Source organism: Streptomyces griseicoloratus, from assembly GCF_014534645.1.
In the GTDB taxonomy this organism is placed as follows: domain Bacteria; phylum Actinomycetota; class Actinomycetes; order Streptomycetales; family Streptomycetaceae; genus Streptomyces; species Streptomyces griseicoloratus.
On the sequence record NZ_JACVQF010000209.1, the window covers coordinates 1 to 22,300 of the forward strand.

The following is a 22,300-nucleotide window of genomic DNA, read 5'->3' on the forward strand; positions in this document are numbered from 1 at the left end:
CGACAAGGGCCACGGTTACTCGAAGGGTGACCACGGCAAGCCCTGGGGCGGCGTGCACACCGGCGGCGGCGCTCTCGCCTCGGTCAACCAGGACGACTGGGGCGGCTCCGGCAAGGGCGACTCGGGGAGCGGCTACAAGGACTCCGGGTACGGCTACAAGGACTCCGGGAGCGGCTACAAGGACGACAGCGGCAAGGGCTCCTGGGGCGGCAGCGACCACGAGAAGCCCCGCGGCGGGATGCACACCGGCGGCGGCGCTCTGGCCGCGACGCCGGCCGTGACCGCGGGTGGCCTGGCGGCCCTGGCCGTCGCCGGCACCGGTCTGTACGCCGTGCGGCGTAAGAAGACGGCTCCCGGGACGGTCTGAGCCGTGCCGGGCGTGATAGCGGCCGGGCCGCCACCCCGTACCCCGTGTGGCGGCCCGGCCGGCCCGCCCATCCGCCCCGTCCGCCCAGCTGCCGTGCACTTGTGAGGTGGTCTTCGATGGCAGCCCCTTCCCCTTCCCCCACCGACGACCAGCGGGCGCCGGCCCGCCACGGGGCGCGCGGAGGCCTGACCATGCTGTTGGCCGCGGCCCTCGTACTCCTCGCGGTGACCCTGTTCGGCGGGAACGACACGTCGTCGGACGCCTACCGCCCCCCGACCCCTCCGCGGGCGGGTGCGTCGGCCACGCCCTACGAGACCCCGTCGCCCACGCCCTACGAGACCCCGTCGGCCACACCCGACGAGAGTCCGTCGGCCGTGCCCTACGAGACCCCGTCGGCCACGCCCGACCGGGACTCGGAGTCCGAGTACATGTCGCGGTCGGAGCCCGTACGCCTGCTGATCCCGAAGATCGCCGTGGACGCCCCCTTCACGGACCTCGACATCGGCGCCAACGGGCAGCTGGAGGCTCCGCCCCCCGACGACACCAACCTGGTCGGCTGGTACGCCAAGGGGCCCTCGCCCGGGGAGAGGGGCACCTCGATCATCGCCGGTCATGTCGACACGAAGACCTCCCCGGCCGTGTTCGTCGGCCTCTCCGCACTGGAGCGCGGAGACGTCTTCCACGTCCGGCGGGCCGACGGAGACACGGCGTCCTTCACGGTCGACAGCGTGGAGACCTTCGGGAAGGACGCATTCCCCAGCAGCCGTGTGTACGACGACACGGACCGGGCCGAGGTGCGGCTCATCACCTGCGCGGGCGACTACGACCGCGCAGCCCAGGACTACACGGACAACCTCGTGGTCTTCGCGCACCTCACCTGACCCCTGCCAGGCCTCGGCGACCCGCTGGTCACCCGCGTAGTTCATACGAGTCGCGCCCCGGTGAGGGCGGGCACAGGATCGAGGCACGCTGGCGTCGCATCACCGCGGCCGACGTTCAGTTCCGCCCCCGCGAAGGAGATGTGCGCAGGATGACCACTACGTCCACCCCTGCTTCAGAACCGCTGACGCGACAGACGTCGCACCGTGTCTCCCAGTCCGTGTTCGACGGCTCCCGGCTCCGGGTCGTCCTGCTGGTGGACGTGTACGACGGAGCCCAGCAGCAGTTCCTCGAGACGTACGAGCAACTGCGCAGCCACGTCGAGTCCGTTCCCGGACACATCAGCGAACAGCTGTGCCAGTCCATCGAGAACCCCTCCCAGTGGCTCATCACCAGCGAATGGGAGAGCGCCCCGCCGTTCCTCGACTGGGTGAGCAGCGAGGAGCACGTGCGGATGGTGAAGCCGCTGCACAGCTGCGTCCGGGACACCCGCTCGCTGCGCTTCCACGTCGTCCGCGAGACCAGCGGCCAGGAGGCCGCCGAGACCGGCAAGGGCGATCTCCAGGCGTCCCCCCGCATCGGTGACGGAGTGATCCGCCACGCGCTCACCTTCACGGTCAAGCCGGGCAGCGAGGCGGCCGTCGCCGAGCTCCTCGCCGACTACGGCTCGCCCGAGCCGCAGGTCGACGACACCACCCGGCTGTGCCGTACCTCCCTGTTCATGCACGGCAACCGGGTGGTGCGGGCCATCGAGGTGCGGGGCGACCTGCTCGCGGCGCTGCACCACGTCGCCCGGCAGCCCGAGGTGCGTGCCGTGGAGGAGGCCATCAACCCGTACCTGGAGCAGCACCGGGACCTCGGCGACCCCGAGTCCGCGCGGGTCTTCTACACCCGGGCGGCGCTGCCGGCCGTCCACCATGTGACGGCCGGGCGGGAGGAACCGCACGCGGAGCGGCACGCCCTGTACTACCCGGCCCGGCCGGGCTGCGGGATGCGGCTCGCCCGGCTGCTCGCCCAGCAGGACGAGGCGGCGGCGGACGACCCGCGCAACCCGGTCCTGTGCAGCACGATCTTCCAGCGCGACGACGTCGTGGTGCGGCTGATCGACGTACGCGGCGGCCTCGACGCCGCCGACCTCGCGCCGGCCCTCGGCCTCCCCGACGCCGCCCGGGCGGCCGAACTCACCACGCTCCCGACGGGCAGCGGTGCGGACGCGGCGGGGTCGCAGGACGGAGAACTGGCGCGGCTGCTCGAACACGCACGTATGGACCTCGTCACCGACCGCCGCGCGCCCGACGCCTGAAACCGTCGTCCAGGGCGTGAGGCCCAGTCATCGCCCCATGCCGACACCCCACACGATCGGAGCATCCCCGTGACCCAGCCCCGTCCCAGAATCGTGGATCTCTGCGAGATCGAGCCCAACATCCGGCGCGGTGGTGACGTGCGCGCCATGCTGACCCCCAGCACGGTCGGTTCCACGAGCGGTTTCATGGGCGTGGCCATCGTCCAGCCGGGGGACCGCATCGCCGAGCACTACCACCCCTACTCCGAGGAGTTCGTGTACGTCGTCTGCGGGCAGCTGGAGGTGGACCTGGACGGCGTCTCCCACCCGCTGCAGCCCGAGCAGGGGCTGATGATTCCCACCCATGTGCGGCACCGCTTCCGCAACGTCGGCAACGTGGAGGCCCGCATCGTCTTCCACCTCGGCCCGCTGGCCCCGAGGCCGCCGCTCGGCCACGTCGACACCGAGGGGTGCGACAGCGCCCCGGCCGCCGAGCAGGAGTCCCCTCTCGCGGCCGGCGCCTCCTGACGGGGCGCCGCAGAGCAAAGGAGAAGTACGCATGAACGACCGCATCACCGTGGAAGAGCTGGCCGAGCTGGTGAGGAGGATGGCCGGGGTCACCGTGTCCCCGGAAGAGTTCCGGCAGCGCGGCGACTTTGGGTTCGACACGTTCGGCATCGACTCGCTCGGACTGCTCGGTGTGGTCGGCGAGCTGGAGAACCGGTACGGCATGCCGATGCCGCCCGACGCCGAGCGCTGCAGGTCCCCCCGGCAGTTCCTCGACCTCGCCAACAGCGCCCTGATGGCACAGGCGTGACAGCACCACAGGCCGGCGGCCCCGCGAAAGTCGCGGGGCCGCCGGCCCGTGCGGTGGCAGTGCGCCGCCGGGTCACTGGGGCACGGTGCAGTCGAAAGCGTGCAGGTAGGGGTTGACCGGGCTGATGTCGTCGATGACGAGTCCCGCGTCGGTCAGCCGGTCCGCCATGCTCTCGGTGGTGTGCTTGGCCCCGCCGACGTTGAGGAGCAGCAGCAGGTCCATCGCGGTGCTGAACCGCATCGACGGCGTGTCGTCGACGAGGTTCTCGATGACCACGACCCGCGCTCCGGGGCCGCCCGCCTCGATGACGTTGCGCAGCGTCCGGGCGGTGCTGTCGTCGTCCCACTCCAGGATGTTCTTGACGATGTACACATCGGCCTTGACCGGGATGGCCGCGCGGCAGTCGCCCGGCACGATGCTGACGCGCCCGGCGAGATCGCCTCCCTCGCGCAGGCGTGGATCGGCGTGCTCCACCACCCGCGGCAGGTCCAGCAGGGTGCCGTGCATCGACGGGTACTTGTCCAGCAGGCTCGCCACCACGAACCCCTGTCCGCCGCCGATGTCGGCGACCGACGTGCTCCCCGACAGGTCGAGGCGGTCCGCGACGTCGCGCGCCGACTGCCTGCTGGAGGTCGTCATGGCGCGGTTGAAGACCTCGGCGGACTCGGGGGCGTCCTCGTTGAGGTAGGTGAAGAACTCCTTGCCGTACAGGTCCTCGACGACGTTGCGGCCGGTGCGCACCGCCTCGTCCAGCATCGGCCAGGCGTCCCAGGTCCACGGTTCGGTGCACCACAGGGTGATGTAGCGCAGGCTGTGCGGGTCGTCCTCGCGCAGCAGCCGGGACATGTCGGTGTGGGCGAACGTCCCGTCCGGTCGTTCGGTGAAGACGCCGTAGCAGGTCAGGGCCCGCAGCAGCCGGCGCAGCGGCTTGGGCTCGGTCTTCACGGCGGCGGCGAGGTCCTCCACTGCCATGGGGCTCTCACCGAGGGCGTCGGCGACTCCCAGCCGGGCGGCCGCGCGGAGGGCGGCGGCACACGCCGCCCCGAACACGAGCTCCCTGAGCCGCATGGGCGGCGGCGGGGCGGTCTGTGCGGTCGTCATGTGCCGCTTTCCTTCCTTCTCGGGTCCACGGATGGCTACGGAGTGCCGGTCAGCACAGTCCCGCGGGCTTGGAGGCCCGGCAGGCGTTGCCCGCGAAGGTGTTGCCACCGCCGGTTTCCGTGTTGACGAGGTCGGCCGGGGCGTTGTCGCGCAGCACGTTGTCGCTGATCCTGTTGTCCTCGCTGGTGACACCCACCATGCTCTTGAACAGGACGATGCCGCCCGACATCGGCGCGGAGCCGGTGTTGTCCCTGATCACGTTCTTCGTCACCTGCGTCTTCTCGACGCCGGTCAGGACGATGCCGGAGCCCTGCAGCTCGGGCAGCCGCTCGGTCTTCGGGCAGGACTTGTTGTTCTCGGTGACGAGGTTGCCGCGCACGGTCAGGTGGCCGGCCTTCGGCTTGTTCTCGTCGCCGACGACGAACATCCCGGCGCAGTTGCCGGTGATGCGGTTGCCCGCCACGTCGAGGTTGCGCAGCCGCCGTACGGTGACGCCGATCCGGTTGTCCTCCAGCCGGTTGCGCTCGACCACCGTGCCCCGGGTGTCCGCGGCGCCCTCCTCGGCCGTGATCGTGTTGGCGAGGAACAGCCCCGCGTCGCCGTTGCCGCGGGCGGTGTTCGCCCGGATGAGGCTGCGCTCCGACCGCTCCTGGGCGATGCCCCACACCCCGTTGTCGTCAGCCGTCACGTTCCGCACGGTCAGCCGGTCCGTGGAGACGGCGAGCAGGCCGGTCCGGGCGAAGCCGGTCACGGTCAGGGAGGAGACCGTGACGTCCTTGAGGGCCTGGTTCTCCGTGCCCTTCACGCAGATGCCGTTGCCCTCTTCGGCGCAGTCGTCCGCGGCCTTCTTCGCGGCCGGCCGGATCACCGTGCTGCGGCCCATGCCGCGCAGGGTGATGCCGGGCGTGGTCACCGTGACGCTCTCGTAGTAGGTGCCGGAGGTCACGAGGACGGTGTCGCCCGGTTCGGCGGCGTCGACGGCCTGCTGGATCGAGTCGCCGGGAAGGACCACGTGGGTCGAATGGACGGCGGCGGGAGGTGCGGCGCCGATACCGGCCCCGACGAGCGCTGCGGTACACGCGAGATACGCGACATGGCATTTCTTCATATCCTGCACACTATGTCCGGAAGGTCCGCCGACAGGGAGCATGGGCCATCCGGTGGCGTGTCACGCCCCGGGGCGGGGCCCCGCCGGCCACCGCCCCGTGACGGGACGTCAGTGCCGCGACAGGCGGCCGCGGATGTCGTCGAAGTGCCGGTGCACGGCCGCCTCCGCGGCCTCGGCGTCACCGGCGCGGACGGCCTCCACGATCCTGGCGTGCATACGGGCCAGTTCCTCGCCGTCGGCGGCCGTCCCCAGCCCCTGAGCGCGCACCCGGTGGAAGGCGCTCCAGAACGCGTCGAGGAGTTCGCTGAGCAGTTCGTTGCCGAGCGAGCGGTGGAGGGCGCGGTGGAACGCCCGGTCGGTGCGGGCCGCGATCTCCCCCTCCTCGCGCACCTCCGTGTGCATCCGCGCGACCAGCGCGTCCAGCTCGGCGAGGTCCTCCTCGGGCAGCCGGCCCGCGAGCCGGTGCATGAGCCCGGCCTCCAGTGCCTCGCGCATCTGCAGCAGTTCGAGCAGGCTGCCCCGGCCCTGGCGGTGGCCGACCACGGTGCGGAACGCCATCGCCTCGATCAGCGGCTCCAGCGACATGGTGCCGACGTAGGTCCCGAAGCCGCGCCGGATCTCGACGATGCGCATGGCCTGGAGGGACTTCAGCGCCTCGCGCAGGGAGTTCCGGCTGACGCCGAAGCGCTCCATCAGCTCGGTCTCGGTGGGCAGCGGGTCGCCGGGGCCGAGCCCCTGCTCGACGATCAGTTCCTTGATCTTCTCCTCCGCGCCGGCAGCGACCGATCGCATGCGCCGTCCCCTCTCGACCCTTGACATCCCTGCGTTGGCATGACTCACTCTACCAGGGACGTAGGACGTCCTACGTCCTGCCTGACCTGGGACAACGCCGCCGCACGGCCCACGGCTGCCCAGGCCGGGCAACAGCACGACCTGGAGAACCGCATGTCCTTCCCCACGCCTCTGCGAGGCGTCATCCCCCCGGTCATCACCCCCCTCACACCCTCGGGCGAGGTCGACGTGCCCTCGCTGCGGCGGCTCACCGAGCACCTGATCGGGGCCGGCGTGCACGGGCTGTTCCTGCTGGGGTCCAGCGGCGAGGCCGCCCACCTCACGGACGGCCGACGGCGGACCGCCCTGGAGGCGGCCGTGGAGACCACGGCCGGCCGCGTCCCCGTGCTGGCCGGTGTCATCGACACCACCACCGCCCGCGTACTGGAACGGGCGGCCGACGCCGTCCGGGCGGGCGCCGACGCGCTCGTGGCCACGGCCCCCTTCTACACGCGCACGCACCCCGTCGAGATCGCCGACCACTTCCGCCGCATCCGCTCCGGCGCCGGCCTGCCGCTGTTCGCCTACGACATCCCGGTCGCCGTGCACACCAAGCTGCCCCGTGACGTGGTTCTCGACCTCGCCGCCGACGGCACCCTCGCCGGACTCAAGGACTCCAGCGGCGACGAGGGCTCGCTGCGCCGCCTGCTGGTCGAACTGCGCCGGCGCACACCGGACTTCTCGGTGCTCACCGGCTCCGAGCTCACCGTCGACGGCGCGCTGCTCGCGGGCGCCGACGGCGTCGTGCCCGGACTCGGCAACGTCGACGCCCTCGGGTACGTACGCCTCTACGAGGCCGCCCGGGCCGGGGACTGGGCCGCGGCCAGGGCCGAACAGGACCGGCTGGCGGCCCTGTTCTCCCTCACCGACGCCGGCGACCCGGCCGTGATGGGGGCCGGCTCCTCCGCCCTCGGCGCCTTCAAGGCCGCGGCCCACCTGCTCGGCCTCATCGACTGCCCCGCCACCGCCGCGCCGCAGGTACCGCTCGACGCGGCGGCGGTGACCCGGGTCCGCACCCACCTCGCCGAGGCCGGACTCCTGTGACCCCGGGGCCGGGTCCCCGGGCCGGACCCCTGTGATCCGGGCCCCCACCCGGCCCCTGTCCCGACGCGCGACTTCTCACCCGCATTGGATCCGTCATGTCATCTGCGCGCACCACCCCCGCGTCCCCGCCCTGGTACCGCGAGATCGGCCGGGAGAAGTGGAAGTCCTTCTTCGCCGCCTGGATCGGTTACCTCCTGGACGGCTTCGACTTCGTCCTGATCACCCTCGTGCTGACCGAGATCGCCGACGACTTCGGCCTGTCCACCGTCGAGTCCGCGAGCCTGGTCTCCGGCGCCTTCATCACCCGCTGGCTCGGCGGCGCGGTGCTCGGCGCGCTCGGCGACCGCTTCGGCCGCAAGAGCGCCATGGTGGTCAGCATCCTGCTGTACTCGATCGGCACGTTCGCCTGCGGCTTCGCCTGGGACTACACCAGCCTGTTCACCGCCCGCCTCCTGATCGGCATGGGCATGGCCGGCGAGTACAGCGCCAGCGCCACCTACGTCCTGGAGAGCTGGCCCGCCCGGCTGCGCAATCGCGCCTCCGGCTTCCTGATCTCGGGATTCTCCCTGGGCGGCGTCCTGGCCGCCGAGGTCTACGAGCAGGTCGTCCCCTCCCACGGCTGGCGCTGGCTGTTCTACATCGGCCTGTTCCCGGTGGTCGTGGCGCTGTGGGTGCGCCGCGCGCTGCCGGAGGCCGACGACTGGGAGGAGCAGGTCGCAGCAGCCGGAGAACGGCCGAACCCGTTCCGGCCGCTGTTCGCCGACCGGCGCCGGGCCGCGGTCAACACCGCGCTCACGGTCGTCGCCACGGGGTCGCTCTTCGCGGTCTTCACCCCGCTCGGCGCGGGAGCGGTGCCGGTGCTCTCCGTCGTCGCCGCGGCCTGCCTGGTCGCGTTCGCCGTCCAGCTGGGCGGCCGCCGGCGGTGGCTGCTGTTCGTCGCTCTCTGCGTCACCGTCTTCTGCGCCTTCCTCTACAGCTGGCCGGTCCAGGCCCTGCTCCCGACCTACCTGAAGACCGAGCTGGGCTTCACGCCCGAGCAGGTCAGCGACGCGCTCTACTACGCCGGCTTCGGCACGATGGCCGGGTGCGTCGTCACCGGCTTCGTCGGCGACCGGTTCGGGACCCGCAAGGCGTACGGCTTCACCCTGCTGGTCGGCATCGCCTTCGTCTTCCCGGTCTTCGCCGTCCGGGACAGCCCGGTCGTGCTGGGCGTCCTGCTCTTCCTCATGCTCGCCTGCATGCAGGGCATCTCCGGGCTGCTGCCCAAGTTCATCGCCGGGCACTTCCCCACCGGGACACGGGCCGCTTCGCTGGGCTTCACCTACAACGTCGGGGCGCTGGGCGGCGCCGTGGCCCCGGTGCTCGGCGCCGAGCTGGCCTCGGCCATGTCGCTCGGACAGTCGCTGGCGGTGCTCACCTTCTCGCTGACCCTGGTCGTGATCCTCCTGATCGGCTTCGACGTCCCGAGCCGTCTCAACCGGCTCGTCGACCCCGACGCCGTACCGGACTACCTCGCCGCCGAGGCGGCCGCGGCCGGCCCCGGCGAGGTGTCCGCCCGGGCCGTGCGGCCGAAGGACGGTGACGGCTGCCGCACGTGACCGTCACATGCGGTCGGCGACCTGGTCCAGGTAGTGCGCGAGCGACGGATGCCGGGCCGCCACGAGGGAGTGGTCGTCCCACGAGCCGACGCGCCCGTCGGCGTCGACGAAGTACCCGGACTGGTACATCGTCCGGTCGTTGCGGGAGGTCACCGGGACCCATGCGGGATCCCAGGCCCGGCCCCACTGCTCCAGGAAGAGGCCGTGGTTGAGGGGCACGGTGAACGACCGGTGGATCTGCTGGGCCTCGTCCAGGCTGATGAAGGCGTGACCGTCCATGAAGTCCCACCGCAGGCCCCGGTCCCGTACGTCGTACGCGCCCTCGTGGATCGCCCACAGGGCGCGCAGCGCCTGAGGCACCGGCGTACCCAGGTCCTCCTCGAACGCGCCCAGCGCGGATGCCGGGGCCGGGGGCCGCAAGGGCGGGTAGGCGTCCGGACTCCGGGAGATCACCTGCCGGATGCGGTCCCACGCCAGCCGTACCGCCTGCTCGTCCGTCATCGCGCGGCCCCCTCGTCCCCGTGGTGCTCGCGGTGGACCGGCCGCCACCCCTCCAGTTCGTCGTGGAGCCGGTGGCCGGGATCGTCCCAGACCAGGAAGCCGTCCCAGACGCCGGGCACATCGCCGCCGTGCGGCCGGCGGGACGCCTTGTACAGGGCGTCGGCCTGCTGCTTCAGGTACCCGCCCAGGGACGTGCCGGGCGACACCTGGGGCAGCTCCGCCTCGGTCCAGTGCCCGACCAGACCGGTCTTCGCGTCGTGGAACAGACCGGAGTACGGGTCGGTGGGGTCGTTGCACGCGAACGGCACCCATGACCGCTCCCACCCGCGTTCCTCCGCGGCCTCGAACGGATTGCACAGGAAGGAGCCGTCGATGCTCAGCGGCGCGTAGCCGTCGAGGAACCCGGGGAACGTGAACACATAGCTTCCCTCGTTCAGCCTCCACAGGGCCCTCAGGTCGTCGTGCACCGGCATGCCGATGCGCCGCTCGTACCACTCCAGGGCCTGAGCCGTCACCGGCGGCCGCAGACGTGCGTGGGTCGCGGGGGCATGGTGCCTCAACCACGAGGTGATGCGTCCCCAGTGATGTATGACCTCCGCCGGCGAGTCCATGTTCCGGCCCCCTGTCGATCGGTGGTGCGTCGGTGTGCGCCGCTGCCGCGGGCCGTCGCACGCGGCGACGGCCGTCGCGGTGCCGACGGCGGCGAGGACAACACTGCGGCGACGCACGCTGGTTGGTTTCACCGGGCCGACCTTATCGGGGCCGCCGCGACGCCGTTCGTCCGCCCTGACGGGTCATCGCATGCCCCCGTCCGGCGTACTGCCGGGGCACACAACGCGGCAACGGGTCGTCACATGGTGTAACTGTCTGAATATGATTGGTAGCCAAAACGCTGATATGTCAGCGGCGCGCGGCCTCGGCGGTCGCAGGATCCGTACGGCCCTCGTGGCCGTGATCGCCGCGGCGGCTCTGGGCGCGACCACCGAAGCGGCGGCCTCGCCGTCGGCCCCGCGGGGAACCGACTGGGACGCCATCGCCCAGTGCGAATCCGGCGGCAACTGGAAGGCCAACACCGGCAACGGCCACTACGGCGGACTGCAGTTCACCCAGTCCAGCTGGGAAGCGGCCGGAGGCCTCAAGTACGCCCCGCGGGCCGACCTGGCCACCCGCAAGGAGCAGATCATCGTCGCCGAGCGGCTGGCCGAGCTCCAGGGGATGTCGGCCTGGACCTGCGCCTGACGCCGGGAGGGCGGGCGGCCGGGCACGCGATCCTCCCGCCCGCGGCCGGCCCTGCGGGTGGTACGCGAGGGATGATCCCCATATGGGCAACGGCAGCGACGGGCGCGGCGGTGCCGCGGGCACGGTGCGGACCGGGACGGCCGTCGGCCGCTGGGTGCTCCTGACGACCGTTCTCGGCTCGACCATGGCGATGCTCGACTCCACCGTGGTCAACGTGGCGCTGCCCCGCATCGGGCGTGACCTCGACGCGGACCTGGCCGCGCTGCAGTGGACCGTCAACGGCTACATGCTCACGCTGGCGGGGCTGATCCTGCTGGGCGGCGCGCTGGGGGACCGGTACGGGCGCCGGCGGGTCTTCGTCGTCGGCGTGGTGTGGTTCGCGCTCGCCTCGCTGCTGTGCGGCCTCGCCCCCGACACCGGCGTGCTGATCATCGCCCGTGCGCTCCAAGGTGTCGGCGGGGCGCTGCTCACCCCCGGCTCCCTGGCCCTCATCCAGGCGTCCTTCCATCCCGACGACCGGGCCGGGGCCGTCGGGATCTGGTCCGGCCTGGGCGGGGTCGGTGCGGCGGTCGGCCCCTTCCTGGGCGGCTGGCTCGTGGACGGCGCCGGGTGGCGCTGGGTGTTCCTGCTGAACGTGCCGCTGGCGGCCCTGTGCGTGCCGGTGGCGCTCAGGCACGTGCCCGAGTCGCGCGACACGCACCGGCGCGGCCGCTTCGACGTGCTGGGCGCGGTTCTCGGGGCGGTGGCGCTCGCGCTCGTCACCTACGCCCTGATCGACGGCGTGCCCGTCGCCGGGGCGGCCGGCGTCGTGGTCGGTGCCGTCTTCGTCCTGACCGAGCGGCGCCGGCCCGACCCCATGCTGCCGCCGTCGATCTTCCGGTCCCGGCTGTTCACCTCGGTCAACCTGGTCACGGTGTGCGTCTACGCCGCGTTCGGCGGCTTCTTCTTCCTCGCCGCCCTCCAGCTCCAGGTCGTCGTCGGCTACTCCGCGCTCGGCGCGGGCACCGCGCTGCTGCCCACCACCGTGCTGATGCTGCTGCTGTCCGGCCGCTCGGGCGCGCTGGCCCAGCGGATCGGCCCCCGGATCCCGCTGACCGCCGGACCCCTGCTGTGCGCCGCCGGACTGCTGCTGATGCTGCGCGTGGGCGAGGGGGCCTCCTATGTGCGGGACGTGCTGCCCGCCCTCGTCGTCCTGGGCCTCGGCATGGTGACCCTGGTGGCCCCGCTCACCGCGACCGTCCTGGCCTCGGTGGAGACCGGCCGGGCCGGACTGGCCAGCGGCATCAACAACGCGGCCGCCCGCGCGGCGGGGCTCATGGCCGTGGCGGCGCTTCCCCTGCTGACCGGCATGGGCCCGGAGGCCTACCGCTCGGCCGAGGAGTTCGGCGACACCTTCCGGCGTGCCATGCCGATGTGTGCGGGGCTGCTGGTCCTGGGTGCCCTGATCGCCTGGGCGGCCGTCCGCACCCCGGCCGGCGCCGGCCCCGAGGAGGAGCCCGCCCGGGCCCGCACCGAGTGCCGTATGCACTGCGGAGTGTCGGCGCCGCCGCTGGAGGCGGCCTGCGAACGTCCCGGCGAACGGTCCTGTCGCGACCGTTGACCCCGCGAGCGACGCGAACTACGTTGCCGAACGAGAAGAAAGTTAATGGACACTTCGTTCAGTAACGAGCCGTGGAGTCGCTGTGGTCGTTCGTCCTCTCCCGTCCCGCCCCTCCTCGGACCGGCGGGCCGTGGAACCGCCGCCGTTCGACCGGTCCCGGGCGTGGCTGACCCTCGTGATGGTCGTCGCGTTCATGATGATCAACTACGCGGACAAGTCCGTCCTGGGCCTCGCCGCCGTACCGCTCATGGACGAGCTGGGCATCGACAAGAGCACCTACGGACTGGTCTCCGGCGCGTTCTACGCGCTCTTCAGCGTGACTGGCCTGGTCGTCGGGCTGCTCTCGGCGCGCTGGTCGACCCGCACCCTGCTGCTCGTCATGGCCGCCCTGTGGGCGGTGGCCCAACTGCCCGCCCTGATGGCGTCGGTGCCGGCCCTGATCGCGGGGCGCCTGCTGCTGGGGGCCGCGGAAGGGCCCGCCGCGTCCATGTCCATGCACGCCCTCTACGGGTGGTTCCCGCCCGGCCGGCGCGGCATGCCCTCGGCGCTGCAGATCGGCGGCGCCGCCCTGGGTACCGCCGTCTCGGCGCCCCTGCTGACCTGGCTCATCGTGGACTTCGGCTGGCGCTCCGCCTTCATCGCCCTGTCGATCACCAGTGCCGCGTGGTGCGTCGTCTGGTACGCCGTCGGCAAGGACGGCCCGTACGGCGGAGCGGCCCCCGCGGCCCCCGCACTCCGGCCCCCGGACGGCTCCCGGCCCGCGGCGCCCCTTGCCCCGCTGTCCCGGATGCTGCGCAACGGCACGGTCGTGGGCGGCATCCTCAGCGCCTTCGGTTCGCACTGGGCGCTCGCCCTGTCCAGCGCCTGGCTGCCGGTCTACCTGCAGACACATCTCGGCATGGCCGCCGGGCGGGCGTCGGTGACCATCAGCGCGGTGTCCGCCCTGAGCCTCGTGCTGCTGCTGACCGTGCCCGCGCTCGTCGACCGGCGCAAGCGCCGGGGACGGGCGGGGCGGGCCACCGACGGCCTCGCCCAGGGCCTGGCGGTCCTGGTCTCCGGCGGGGCCCTCGCCCTGCTGCCCTTCACCGAGCCCCGCCCGCTGCAACTGGTGCTGGTGGCCCTGGCGTTCGGCTGCCACGCGGTCGCCCTGCCGCTGCACTACGTGACGACGGCGGCCGTCGTGCCCGCGGCCCGGCGCGGCGCGGTCTTCGGGGTGGTCGCGGCGACCGGCACCCTGCCGGGCATGTTCGTGCCGTACCTCACCGGCCGCATGGTGGACGGCGCGGCCTCCGAGGCCGCGGGCTACACGATGGCCTTCCTGCTCTCCGCGGCCGTGATGGCCGTGTGCGGCGCGGTGGCGATGGCCGCGATCCGGCCGGAGCGCGACGCCCGCGCCCTCGGCGGCGAGGGCTGAGCGGGCCGGCCGGCCGCGGTCAGGCCGGCCGGTCGAACCCCGTGGCCCAGTAGCGGCCGCGCAGGGCGAGGTCGAGCAGCATGCGCACGACCTCCTCGGCCGGCATCGGCGGAGCCTCGTGCTCCACCCACCACTGGAGCACCGACACCTGTTCCCCGACCCAGACCCGGGCCAGCAGGTCGGCGTCGATGCGCGGCTTGACGTCGTTGCGCTCGGACCGTCCCCGGAACTCCTCCGCGGCCACCCGGGCGCACGCCTCGGTGAACATCCGCAGCGGCTTCCCGTCCCCCTCGCCGCGCAGCACGATCCGGTACAGGTCGCGCTCCTGCCGGGCGTGGCGCAGCATCTCCAGCACCGGCTTGCCGGTGAAACCGACGGCGCTCTCCGTGACCGCCGGGCGCAGCCGTTCGTCGAGTTCGTCGAGCAGGTCCCGGGTGACCCGCGCGAACAGCTCGTCCTTGTCGCGGAAGTGACTGTAGAAGGTCGCCCGTGCCACGTCGGCGCGCTGGGTGATGTCCTCGACGCTCAGCGCCGTGAAGCCCCTCTCCAGCACGAGCCCCACGAGGGCGTCGCGCAGGGCTCTGCGCGTCTTGCGGATGCGTCTGTCCTCGGCCATCCCCGTCTTCCGTCTCCTTCTTCCCGTGGCGCTCGGCGCGGCGGTCCGTGCCCGCCGGGGCGGCCGTCAGTCTACGTACTCTTGACACGCGATGCGTTACCGAACAATGTGTCTGGAAACATTCAGTCAGTACAGATCGGAGTCCGTCGTTGAATCTCGGCATCTACCTCACGCGCAGCGCCCGTCACCGGCCCGGACACCCCGCCCTGGTCTGTGACGACCGGACCTGGAGCTACGCCCGCCTGGAGGAGCGCGCCAACCGGCTGGCCTCGGCGCTCGTCCGGCGCGGACTGGGGCCCGACGACGCGGTGGCGTCCCTCGCCTGGAACCGGGGCGAACTCGTCGAGGTGGAGTTCGCGCTGTACAAGGCGGGACTGATCCGGGTGCCGGTCAACGCCCGGCTCGGCCGCGGCGAGATCGAGCACATCCTGCGCGACGCCCCGGTGCGGATGCTCGTCTTCGACGAGGCGCACCGCGAGGACGCCCTGGCGGCCATCGCGGCGGCGGGCACCGGCTGTCTGCCGGTGGCGCTGGACCCGGCGGCGGCCACGGCAGGAGCGCCCGCGGCAGGAGCGCGCGCGCCCCTGCCGTACGACGACCTGATCACCGAGGGCGACGCCGCTCCCGTGGCCGTGGACGTCGCCGAGGACGCGCCCGCCGTGCTCAACTTCACCTCCGGCTCCACGGGAGCGCTGAAGGCGGCGGTGCAGACCTTCGGCAACCGGCTCGCCAACATGCGCAAGACCCTGATGAACGACGAGTCCCGCCCGCGCCCGGACACCCGGTACCTGGCCTGCGGCCCCATCACGCACGCCACCGGCATGGTCCTGCTGGCCGGAGTCTTCGGCGGCTCCACCACGTACGTGCTGCCGAGCTGGAACGCGCAGGCGTTCCTGGACACCGTGGAGCGCGAGCGGATCACCGCCACGTTCCTCGTCCCCGCGATGCTCAACACGGTGCTCGCCCACCCCGGCGCCGGCGACCGCGACCTGTCCAGCCTCACCAGCGTCCGCATCGGCGGCGCGCCCGTCTCGCCGCAGCGCCTGCGCGACGCCGTCGCCCTGTTCGGCCCGGTGGTCGCCCAGGGCTACGGACTCGCCGAGACCACCAGCGTGGTGGCCGGCCTGTCCGGCGCCGACATCGCCCGCGCCGTCACCGACGACCCCGAACTCCTCCAGTCCTGCGGGCGCGCCGCCTACGACACCGAGGTGAGGATCGTCGACGAGCAGGGGCGCACACTCCCGCCCCGCGAGGTCGGCGAGATCATCGTGCGCGGCCCCGACTGCGTCCGCCGGTACTGGCGGGCACCGGAGCTGTCCGCCCGGACCTTCCGCGACGGCTGGGTGCACACCGGCGACCTCGCCTGGATGCGCGAGGACGGCTACCTGTTCCTCGTCGACCGCAAGAAGGACATGATCATCTCCGGTGGCTTCAACATCTACAGCACCGAGGTCGAGACCGTCCTGTACGAGCACCCCGCCGTGCAGGAGGCATGTGTGATCGGCGTCCCGGACGAGCAGTGGGGCGAGGCGGTCAAGGCCGTCGTCGTCACCCGCCCCGGCACCCCGGTCACCGCAGAGGAACTGGCCGACTTCTGCGCCCTGCGGCTGGACCGCTTCAAGAAGCCGCGCTCGGTCGACTTCGTCGCCGAACTCCCGCACAACCGCAACGGCAAGCTCGACCGCAAGGCCGTCCGCGAACCCTACTGGGCGAGCGCCACCCGCCGCGTCCACTGAACCGAACCGACGACCCGGAGCACCCCGTCATGACCTTCTCCTTCCGCCCGGTCCCGGCAGACCCGCACCTCGCCGGACTCGTCGGCCGCCTGCGCGAGTACCTGGACGGCGAACTCGCCCAGTACGAACACGACAACGGCATCACCCACACGTCCCGCCTCACCCGCGCCGACCTCGAACCGGTCTGGAAACGCTGCCGGGAACTCGGCTTCTACGGCATCCACCTCCCCGAGCAGTACGGCGGCCAGGCCCTGACGTACACCCAACTGGGCGTCCTCAAGGAAGAGGTCGCAGCCGGCGGACGCGTCCTCGGCCACAGCGTCCTCGGCGACATGGGCGGCCCGCTGCGCGCCGGCGACATCCTCCGCCACGCCACCCCCCACCAGCTCGACACCTACCTGCTGCCCCTGGTCCGCGGCGAACGCGCGTGCTGCTTCTCCCTCACCGAGGCGGACGCCGGGTCCGACGTGCGCGCCATGCGCACCACCGCCCACCGCGACGGCGACGGCTACCGGCTCACCGGGCACAAGGTGTTCAGCTCCGCCGGGCCGTTCGCCGACTTCGCCGTCGTCGTGGCACGCATGGCCGGCACCGAGGAGTCGTACTCCGCCTTCCTCGTCGACCTCGACAGCCCCGGCTGCCGGGTCACCGACGGCGCCACACCCATGTCCGGCGAGCACATCGAGAGCGACATCATCCTCCAGGACTGCCACGTCCCGGCCGCCAACCTGCTCGGCGAGGAGGGCCAGGGCCTGCGCATCGCCCTGGGCCGGGTCACCGTCAACCGCCTCCTGCACTGCCCGTCGGCCGTCGGCGCCGCCCGCCGCGCCCTGCAGCTCACCCGCGACCGCGCCCTCACCCGCACGGTGAACGGCAAGCCCCTGCTCGCCCTGCAGGCCATCCAGCACAAGCTCGCCGACATGGCCGCCGACCTGTACGCCGCCCGGAGCATGACCTACGCCGCGCTGGCCGCCCTGGACCGCGGCGAGGACGTGCGCACCGAGGCGTACCTGTGCAAGCTCTTCGTCGCCGAGTCGGCCTTCCGCCTCCTCGACGAGGCCGTACAGATCCACGGCAAGGACGGGCTGACCCAGGGCCACGAGATCGAGTACCTCTTCCGCAAGATGCGCATGTTCCGCGTGCTCACCGGCACCTCGGAGATCCAGCGCAACGGCATCGCCAAGGGCCTGGCCACCCTGGCCTGACCGGCCCGCGCCCGCCGACCCGACCCGCGACCCCACCCCGACAAGGACCCGCCATGCCCGGCACCACGCCCACCCCCGACCCCCACCCGGACGACGACCAGGACGTCGCCGACGCCGACCGCGGATTCATCGCCCGGCTCCGGCCGGGCGTGGTGCGGGACGCGGCGGGCCGCACGGTCTGGGACGCCGACGCCTACGCGTTCCTCGACGGCGACTGCCCGCCCACCGCCCACCCCTCCCTGTGGAGGCAGAGCCGCCTGACCGCCCGGCAGGGCCTGTACGAGGTCGTGCCCGGCGTCTACCAGGTCCGCGGCCTCGACCTGTCCAACATCACGTTCGTCGAGGGCGACCGGGGCGTCCTCGTGATCGACCCGCTGATCAGCGCGGAAGTGGCGGCCGCCGCCCTGGCCCTGTACCGGGAACACCGCGGCGACCGCCCGGTGACCGGGGTCCTCTACACCCATTCGCACATCGACCACTTCGGCGGCGTCCACGGCGTCGCCGACCCCGACGCCGCCGCCGACGGAAGCCTGCCGGTGATCGCACCGGCCGGCTTCCTCGCCCACGCGGCCGGTGAGAACGTCATCACCGGCCCCGCGATGGCCCGCCGCTCGGTGTACATGTACGGCGCCGCCCTGCCCAAGGGCCCCGCGGGGCAGATCGGCTGCGGCCTCGGCCAGACCACCTCCCTCGGCAGCACCGGCCTCATCGCCCCCAACCTCGACGTCCGCGCCACCGGCCAGACCGAGACCGTCGACGGCGTCCGCATGGTCTTCCAGCTCACCCCGGGCACCGAGGCCCCGGCGGAGATGAACATCCACTTCCCCGGCCTTCGGCTGCTCTGCGTGGCGGAGAACGCCTGCCACACCCTGCACAACGTGCTCACCCTCCGGGGCGCACTCGTCCGCGACCCCAGCGCCTGGGCGCGCTATCTGACCGAGACCCTCCGGCTGTTCGCCGGCACCACCGACGTCGTCTTCGCCTCCCACCACTGGCCCACCTGGGGCCAGGACCGGGCGGTGCGGTTCCTGGAGGAACAGCGCGACGCCTACGCCTACCTGCACGACCAGTGCGTACGCCTCATCAACGCCGGGTACACCGGGGCCGAGATCGCGGAGGAACTGCGCCTGCCGCCCGGCCTGGAGAAGCGCCGGCACGTCCAGGGCCACTACGGCTCGCTCAGCCACAACGCCAAAGCCGTCTACCAGCGCTACATGGGCTGGTTCGACGGCAACCCCGCCCACCTGTGGCAGCACCCGCCGCGTGAAGCGGCCCGCCGGTACACCGAGTTCATGGGCGGAGCCGACGCCGTGGTCGCCAAGGCGCGCGTGTGCTTCGACCGCGGCGACCTGCGCTGGGTCGCGGAAGTACTGAACCACGTCCTGTTCGCCGACCCCGAACACGCCGAGGCCCGGGCCCTCCAGGCCGAGACGTTCGAACGGCTCGGTCACGGGTCCGAGTGCGGCCCCTGGCGCAACTTCTACCTGACGGGCGCCGCCGAGCTGCGCGGCGGCGTCCGGGGAGCCCCGGGCCGCGGAGCGTCCGGCATCGTCGCCGCGCTGAGCGTGGAGCAGATCTTCCAGTCCATGGCCGTACGGCTGGACGGCCCCCGCGCCGCGGCGGCCGGACGCCTGCTGCTGCGCTGGGAGATCACCGACCCCGACGACCGCACGCGCAACCCCGGCCCGGACGTCTGGACGCTGCTGCTGTCCAACGGGGCGCTCACCCCGATGCCCGGCGACGCCCCCCGCGGGGAGGCCCCGCACCTGACGCTGACCCTGAGCCGGGCCACGCTCGACGCGGTCGCCGGCCGCGCGACCACCTTCCCCGACGCGATCGCGGCGGGGGAGATCATCGTGGACGGCGACGTCACGGCCCTGACGACCCTGGGCGGGCTCATGGAGCGACCCGATCCGCGGTTCCCCATCGTCACGCCGTGATCCGCCGCCCGGCGCACCGGCCGCCGTACCGGGTCAGGGCGGCGGTGCGGGCCGGATGGCGAGGACGGCGATGTCGTCGGCGCTGTCGGCCCCCAGACCGATCAGCAGCTCGTCGCAGAACGTGTCGAGCGGTTCGCGGGCCAGGGCCGCGGCGTGCCGGCGCAGCCGGTCCAGGGCGTCGTCGAGGGATTCGTCGCGGCGCTCGACGAGACCGTCCGTGTACAGCAGCAGGGTCGAGTGCGGCGGCAGCAGGTTGCACCCCGTGCGGCGGGGCACGTCGGTGTCCATGCCGAGGAGCAGGCCGGCGCCCTCCTCGAGGTACCGGGTGTCGCCCTCCCAGGTGGTCAGCAGCGGCGGCAGATGACCGGCGGAGGAGTGCCGCAGCTCCCAGGGGCCGTCCGGGGGACCCTTGACGACGCCGTAGATGCAGGTGGCGGTGGCCTCCCGGTAGAGGCTGTGGTTCGCCAGGTCCAGGCGGTGCAGCACCTCGCCGGGGGGCTCCTGGCGGTCCACGGCGATCCCGCGCAGCATGCTGCGCAGCTGGCTCATGGCGATGGCCGCGTCCAGGTTGTGTCCCGTGACGTCGCCGATGACCACCGCGGTGTCGCCGCTGGGCACGACGAAACTGTCGTACCAGTCCCCGCCGACCTGCGCGGTGGTGGAGGAGGCCGCGTACCGGGCGGCCAGCTGCAGGTTCTCGACGTCCGGCAGCGCGGGCAGCAGGGAGAGCTGGAGCTGCTCGGCGATGTTGCGGGTGTCCTGGTACAGACGGACGTTGTCCACCCCCAGGGCGATGCTGTGGACGAGGTCGTCGACCAGGGACAGGTCCTCCTCGGTGAACGGCGGTCCTCCGGCCGTACGTGTCACGGTCAGGGCACCGAAGATCTCCCGGCGGGCCCTCAGCGGGGCGACGACGGCACTGCCGGCCCCGAGCTTCCGGAACAGTTCGAGGTAGTCCCGGTCCAGCGCGCTCTCGGCCTGCCCGGGCGGCGGAACACCGCCGAGCAGCAGTGGTCCGGCGCCGCGCAGGGCACGGGCCAGCGGGCCCCGCGAGGTCTCGGAGACCGGCGGGAGCCTGCCCTCGTACGCGGCGGTACGCAGTCCCCGGGGGTCCCGGTGCACGACGCAGACCCGGTCGACCTGGGTGTGCCCGGTGAGCAGGTCCACCACGCACCAGTCGGCCAGCCGCCGTGTGAGGAGCCGGCCGACGCTCTGCAGTCCCTCGTCCAGGTCCATGGTGTTGTTCAGCTCGGCACCGATGTCGGCCAGGAGGGAGAGCCGGTCCAGCGTCGACATGCCGCCGTCGCCCTCGCCGGTTCCCGCACCGTGACCGGAGGGGGCCTGCCTGCGGACCTCGTCGGGTTCGGGGACCACCGCCTGCCGGTTCCTGTCGGGAGTCCTCGGCGTGTCGATGGACGTGCTCGCCCGGGGCGTGAGCTGGGCGACGAAGACGGGACGGCCGTCGGACGTCTCCTGGATCTGGATGTACAGGCGGACCGGGACCACCCGGCCGTCACGGTGCAGCGCCGGAAGCGGCACCGAGCGGCCCACGATGCGGGTGCGGCCGGTGAGCAGCATGGAGCCGAACGCCGCGGTGTGCCGTTGCCGCAGGTGCTCGGGGATGAGCGTGGTGAGCTTGCGTCCGACGAGATCGTCCGGATCCCAGCCGAGCAGCTCCGCCGCCGGTCCGTTCGCCGCGATGATCCGGTTGCCCTCGTCGGCGGCGATGGTCGGGACCCGGCCGGCCTTCACCTGGTCGGTGTCCCACGGCACGAGGTCCGAGGCGCTGACCTCGGGCTCGCGCGGCACCACGGTCCACGCGCTGGGAGTGCCCCCGGCGAGCTGTTCGGTGATCTCGTCGAACAGCCAGTCCTGGAAGGCACGGCCGCGCGGCAGGACCGGCAGGGTGAGGAGGCGTTCCTCCCGCGCGCTGTCCTCGGCCAGGTCGAGCACCTGGCGCAGGGTGCGGACCGCGCCGGCCGCGTCACCCGGCAGCCGCAGGCGTACGGAGCGGAGGTCGGGGTCGGGGACCGGCTGCTCCAACGCGGCGGTCATGCAGGCGCTGATCACGTTGTTGGTGTCGACGGCGACGGTGAGGTCCCCGGGGGACACCACCTGCGGGCCTCCGGCCGCCGCCGCGAGCGTCAGTTCCCGCAGCAGGGCGTGGCGGTGCTGCTGGCTCGCCGCGTACAGGGCCCTCGGCACGTCGACGAGCGTGACCGTCTTCCCGGAGCGGCACGGCGGCACGGCGGTCCGCCACCCGGGTGACGGCGGCGGCGGACCGTCGGACCACAGCTCGAACCACACCGTCTTGTGCTCGTCGCCGACGTCGACCCCGTACCGGGACGCCAGGTCCGCCAGCAGGGCCAGTCCCTGTCCCGTCCCGGAGTAGGGCGGGCAGGCGTGCGGCACCGGGCCGCGGCCCGGCCGGCGGTCACCGACGCTCACGCGCACCCGGCCGCCGCACACGGAGACCCCGACGTCCACGTCGGTGCGCGCGTGCAGCACGGCGTTGGTGACCAGCTCGCTGACCAGGAGCTGAGCGGTGTCGACCAGGTCGGCGGCGACGCCGCCCAGCGCGTCGCCCACGAACCGCCTGGCCGACCCCGCGCTCCGCGGGCTCCCCGGGAAACGCCGTGCCGCCGCCTCCGGCCGAACTGGGTGTCCCATGCCCCCAGTGTGTGCCCTGCACGGCCCGCCGCGCAGCCCGCCGTCCGCCCGCGCCCGGCAGGGGCGGTACGGCTGTCCGCCGGCCGGGTGAGGGTCCGCGGGCACGGGGCCGCGGGTCTGGTGGACGGGGGCGTACTTCGGTAGCTTGCTCGCGTGGCCCCGCGTTCTCCCCCGTACGCGGGGCCGCACCATGTCCGTCCGGCGGCACCGCCGGTGCGGCGGGGCACGCGGCGGGCGTCCGACGGCGCCCGGGAGCCGTCCGTCCGCAACACCGGTCCGTCCAACGGCCCTTACTCACTGGTGGCGGGCACCTTCGCCGTGTAGCGTCACCGGCAGATGTCGTGGTTCGCCG

19 protein-coding genes and 1 pseudogene are annotated in these 22,300 nt (G+C 72.8%); 13 read left to right on the plus strand and 7 right to left on the minus strand.

Annotation, left to right across the window (positions count from 1 at the left end):
* From H0H10_RS23965 to H0H10_RS23985, 5 genes and pseudogenes are all read left to right on the plus strand, one after another.
* Nucleotides 1-367: pseudogene (locus tag H0H10_RS23965) on the plus strand (hypothetical protein); the annotation flags it as partial.
* Between the two features lie 116 nt (nucleotides 368-483).
* Nucleotides 484-1,248 (plus strand): class F sortase, encoded by a 765-nt coding sequence (locus tag H0H10_RS23970; protein WP_188183158.1) that lies wholly within the window; start codon nucleotides 484-486, stop codon nucleotides 1,246-1,248.
* Between the two features lie 149 nt (nucleotides 1,249-1,397).
* The gene (locus H0H10_RS23975; protein WP_188183159.1) at nucleotides 1,398-2,549 is read left to right on the plus strand and encodes a SchA/CurD-like domain-containing protein; all 1,152 of its coding nucleotides are present in this window, start codon (nucleotides 1,398-1,400) and stop codon (nucleotides 2,547-2,549) included.
* 69 nt (nucleotides 2,550-2,618) lie between these two features.
* On the plus strand, nucleotides 2,619-3,056 hold the full coding sequence (locus H0H10_RS23980; RefSeq protein ID WP_309141880.1) for a cupin domain-containing protein: 438 nt from the start codon (nucleotides 2,619-2,621) through the stop codon (nucleotides 3,054-3,056).
* Between the two features lie 31 nt (nucleotides 3,057-3,087).
* Entirely contained in the window at nucleotides 3,088-3,345 is a 258-nt protein-coding gene (locus tag H0H10_RS23985; protein WP_188183160.1) for an acyl carrier protein, read from the plus strand.
* A gap of 72 nt (nucleotides 3,346-3,417) precedes the next feature.
* Here H0H10_RS23985 and H0H10_RS23990 read toward each other — a convergent pair whose 3' ends face one another.
* The 3 genes from H0H10_RS23990 to H0H10_RS24000 all read right to left on the minus strand — a co-directional run bounded on the left by H0H10_RS23990 (nucleotide 3,418) and on the right by H0H10_RS24000 (nucleotide 6,346).
* Nucleotides 3,418-4,446: a methyltransferase gene (locus tag H0H10_RS23990; protein WP_188183161.1), complete on the minus strand. Its 1,029-nt coding sequence runs from the start codon at nucleotides 4,444-4,446 to the stop codon at nucleotides 3,418-3,420.
* A gap of 49 nt (nucleotides 4,447-4,495) precedes the next feature.
* Nucleotides 4,496-5,554: a right-handed parallel beta-helix repeat-containing protein gene (locus H0H10_RS23995; protein WP_188183162.1), complete on the minus strand. Its 1,059-nt coding sequence runs from the start codon at nucleotides 5,552-5,554 to the stop codon at nucleotides 4,496-4,498.
* Nucleotides 5,555-5,662: 108 nt separating this feature from the next.
* Nucleotides 5,663-6,346: a FadR/GntR family transcriptional regulator gene (locus H0H10_RS24000; RefSeq protein WP_188183163.1), complete on the minus strand. Its 684-nt coding sequence runs from the start codon at nucleotides 6,344-6,346 to the stop codon at nucleotides 5,663-5,665.
* Between the two features lie 153 nt (nucleotides 6,347-6,499).
* Between H0H10_RS24000 and H0H10_RS24005 the strand changes: the two genes are divergently transcribed.
* Nucleotides 6,500-7,429 carry a dihydrodipicolinate synthase family protein gene (locus tag H0H10_RS24005; RefSeq protein ID WP_188183164.1) on the plus strand — a complete coding sequence of 310 codons (930 nt, stop codon included), beginning with the start codon at nucleotides 6,500-6,502 and terminating at the stop codon, nucleotides 7,427-7,429.
* A gap of 95 nt (nucleotides 7,430-7,524) precedes the next feature.
* Nucleotides 7,525-9,027 (plus strand): sialate:H+ symport family MFS transporter, encoded by a 1,503-nt coding sequence (locus tag H0H10_RS24010; RefSeq protein WP_188183165.1) that lies wholly within the window; start codon nucleotides 7,525-7,527, stop codon nucleotides 9,025-9,027.
* A 3-nt stretch (nucleotides 9,028-9,030) separates the two neighbouring features.
* Here the strand turns inward: H0H10_RS24010 and H0H10_RS24015 are convergent, their stop codons facing one another.
* Both H0H10_RS24015 and H0H10_RS24020 read right to left on the minus strand, forming a co-directional pair.
* Complete coding sequence (locus H0H10_RS24015) at nucleotides 9,031-9,528, minus strand: SMI1/KNR4 family protein (protein WP_188183166.1); 498 nt, start codon at nucleotides 9,526-9,528, stop codon at nucleotides 9,031-9,033.
* On the minus strand, nucleotides 9,525-10,043 hold the full coding sequence (locus H0H10_RS24020) for an SMI1/KNR4 family protein (RefSeq protein WP_188183167.1): 519 nt from the start codon (nucleotides 10,041-10,043) through the stop codon (nucleotides 9,525-9,527). The genes H0H10_RS24015 and H0H10_RS24020 overlap by 4 nt, the downstream gene beginning before the upstream one ends.
* Before the next feature lie 358 nt (nucleotides 10,044-10,401).
* On the opposite strand from H0H10_RS24020, the gene H0H10_RS24025 reads away from it, so the two are divergent.
* The 3 genes from H0H10_RS24025 (at nucleotide 10,402) to H0H10_RS24035 (ending at nucleotide 13,781) form a co-directional block, all read left to right on the plus strand.
* Nucleotides 10,402-10,767: a transglycosylase family protein gene (locus H0H10_RS24025; protein ID WP_188183168.1), complete on the plus strand. Its 366-nt coding sequence runs from the start codon at nucleotides 10,402-10,404 to the stop codon at nucleotides 10,765-10,767.
* 82 nt (nucleotides 10,768-10,849) lie between these two features.
* Nucleotides 10,850-12,367 (plus strand): MFS transporter, encoded by a 1,518-nt coding sequence (locus tag H0H10_RS24030; RefSeq protein ID WP_188183169.1) that lies wholly within the window; start codon nucleotides 10,850-10,852, stop codon nucleotides 12,365-12,367.
* An 82-nt stretch (nucleotides 12,368-12,449) separates the two neighbouring features.
* Complete coding sequence (locus H0H10_RS24035) at nucleotides 12,450-13,781, plus strand: MFS transporter (protein ID WP_309141881.1); 1,332 nt, start codon at nucleotides 12,450-12,452, stop codon at nucleotides 13,779-13,781.
* 19 nt (nucleotides 13,782-13,800) lie between these two features.
* Here H0H10_RS24035 and H0H10_RS24040 read toward each other — a convergent pair whose 3' ends face one another.
* Entirely contained in the window at nucleotides 13,801-14,397 is a 597-nt protein-coding gene (locus H0H10_RS24040; protein ID WP_188183170.1) for a TetR/AcrR family transcriptional regulator, read from the minus strand.
* A 149-nt stretch (nucleotides 14,398-14,546) separates the two neighbouring features.
* On the opposite strand from H0H10_RS24040, the gene H0H10_RS24045 reads away from it, so the two are divergent.
* From H0H10_RS24045 to H0H10_RS24055, 3 genes are read left to right on the plus strand one after another with little or no spacing between them, the layout of a single operon-like run.
* Nucleotides 14,547-16,133: a class I adenylate-forming enzyme family protein gene (locus H0H10_RS24045; protein ID WP_188183171.1), complete on the plus strand. Its 1,587-nt coding sequence runs from the start codon at nucleotides 14,547-14,549 to the stop codon at nucleotides 16,131-16,133.
* Nucleotides 16,134-16,162: 29 nt separating this feature from the next.
* Nucleotides 16,163-17,338: an acyl-CoA dehydrogenase family protein gene (locus tag H0H10_RS24050; RefSeq protein WP_188183172.1), complete on the plus strand. Its 1,176-nt coding sequence runs from the start codon at nucleotides 16,163-16,165 to the stop codon at nucleotides 17,336-17,338.
* Between the two features lie 53 nt (nucleotides 17,339-17,391).
* The gene (locus tag H0H10_RS24055) at nucleotides 17,392-19,278 is read left to right on the plus strand and encodes an alkyl/aryl-sulfatase (RefSeq protein WP_188183173.1); all 1,887 of its coding nucleotides are present in this window, start codon (nucleotides 17,392-17,394) and stop codon (nucleotides 19,276-19,278) included.
* A 33-nt stretch (nucleotides 19,279-19,311) separates the two neighbouring features.
* On the opposite strand, the gene H0H10_RS24060 is transcribed toward H0H10_RS24055, so the two are convergent.
* Nucleotides 19,312-21,948, minus strand: coding sequence for a SpoIIE family protein phosphatase (locus H0H10_RS24060; RefSeq protein ID WP_188183174.1), 2,637 nt, complete (start codon nucleotides 21,946-21,948; stop codon nucleotides 19,312-19,314).
* Nucleotides 21,949-22,300 lie beyond the last annotated feature (352 nt).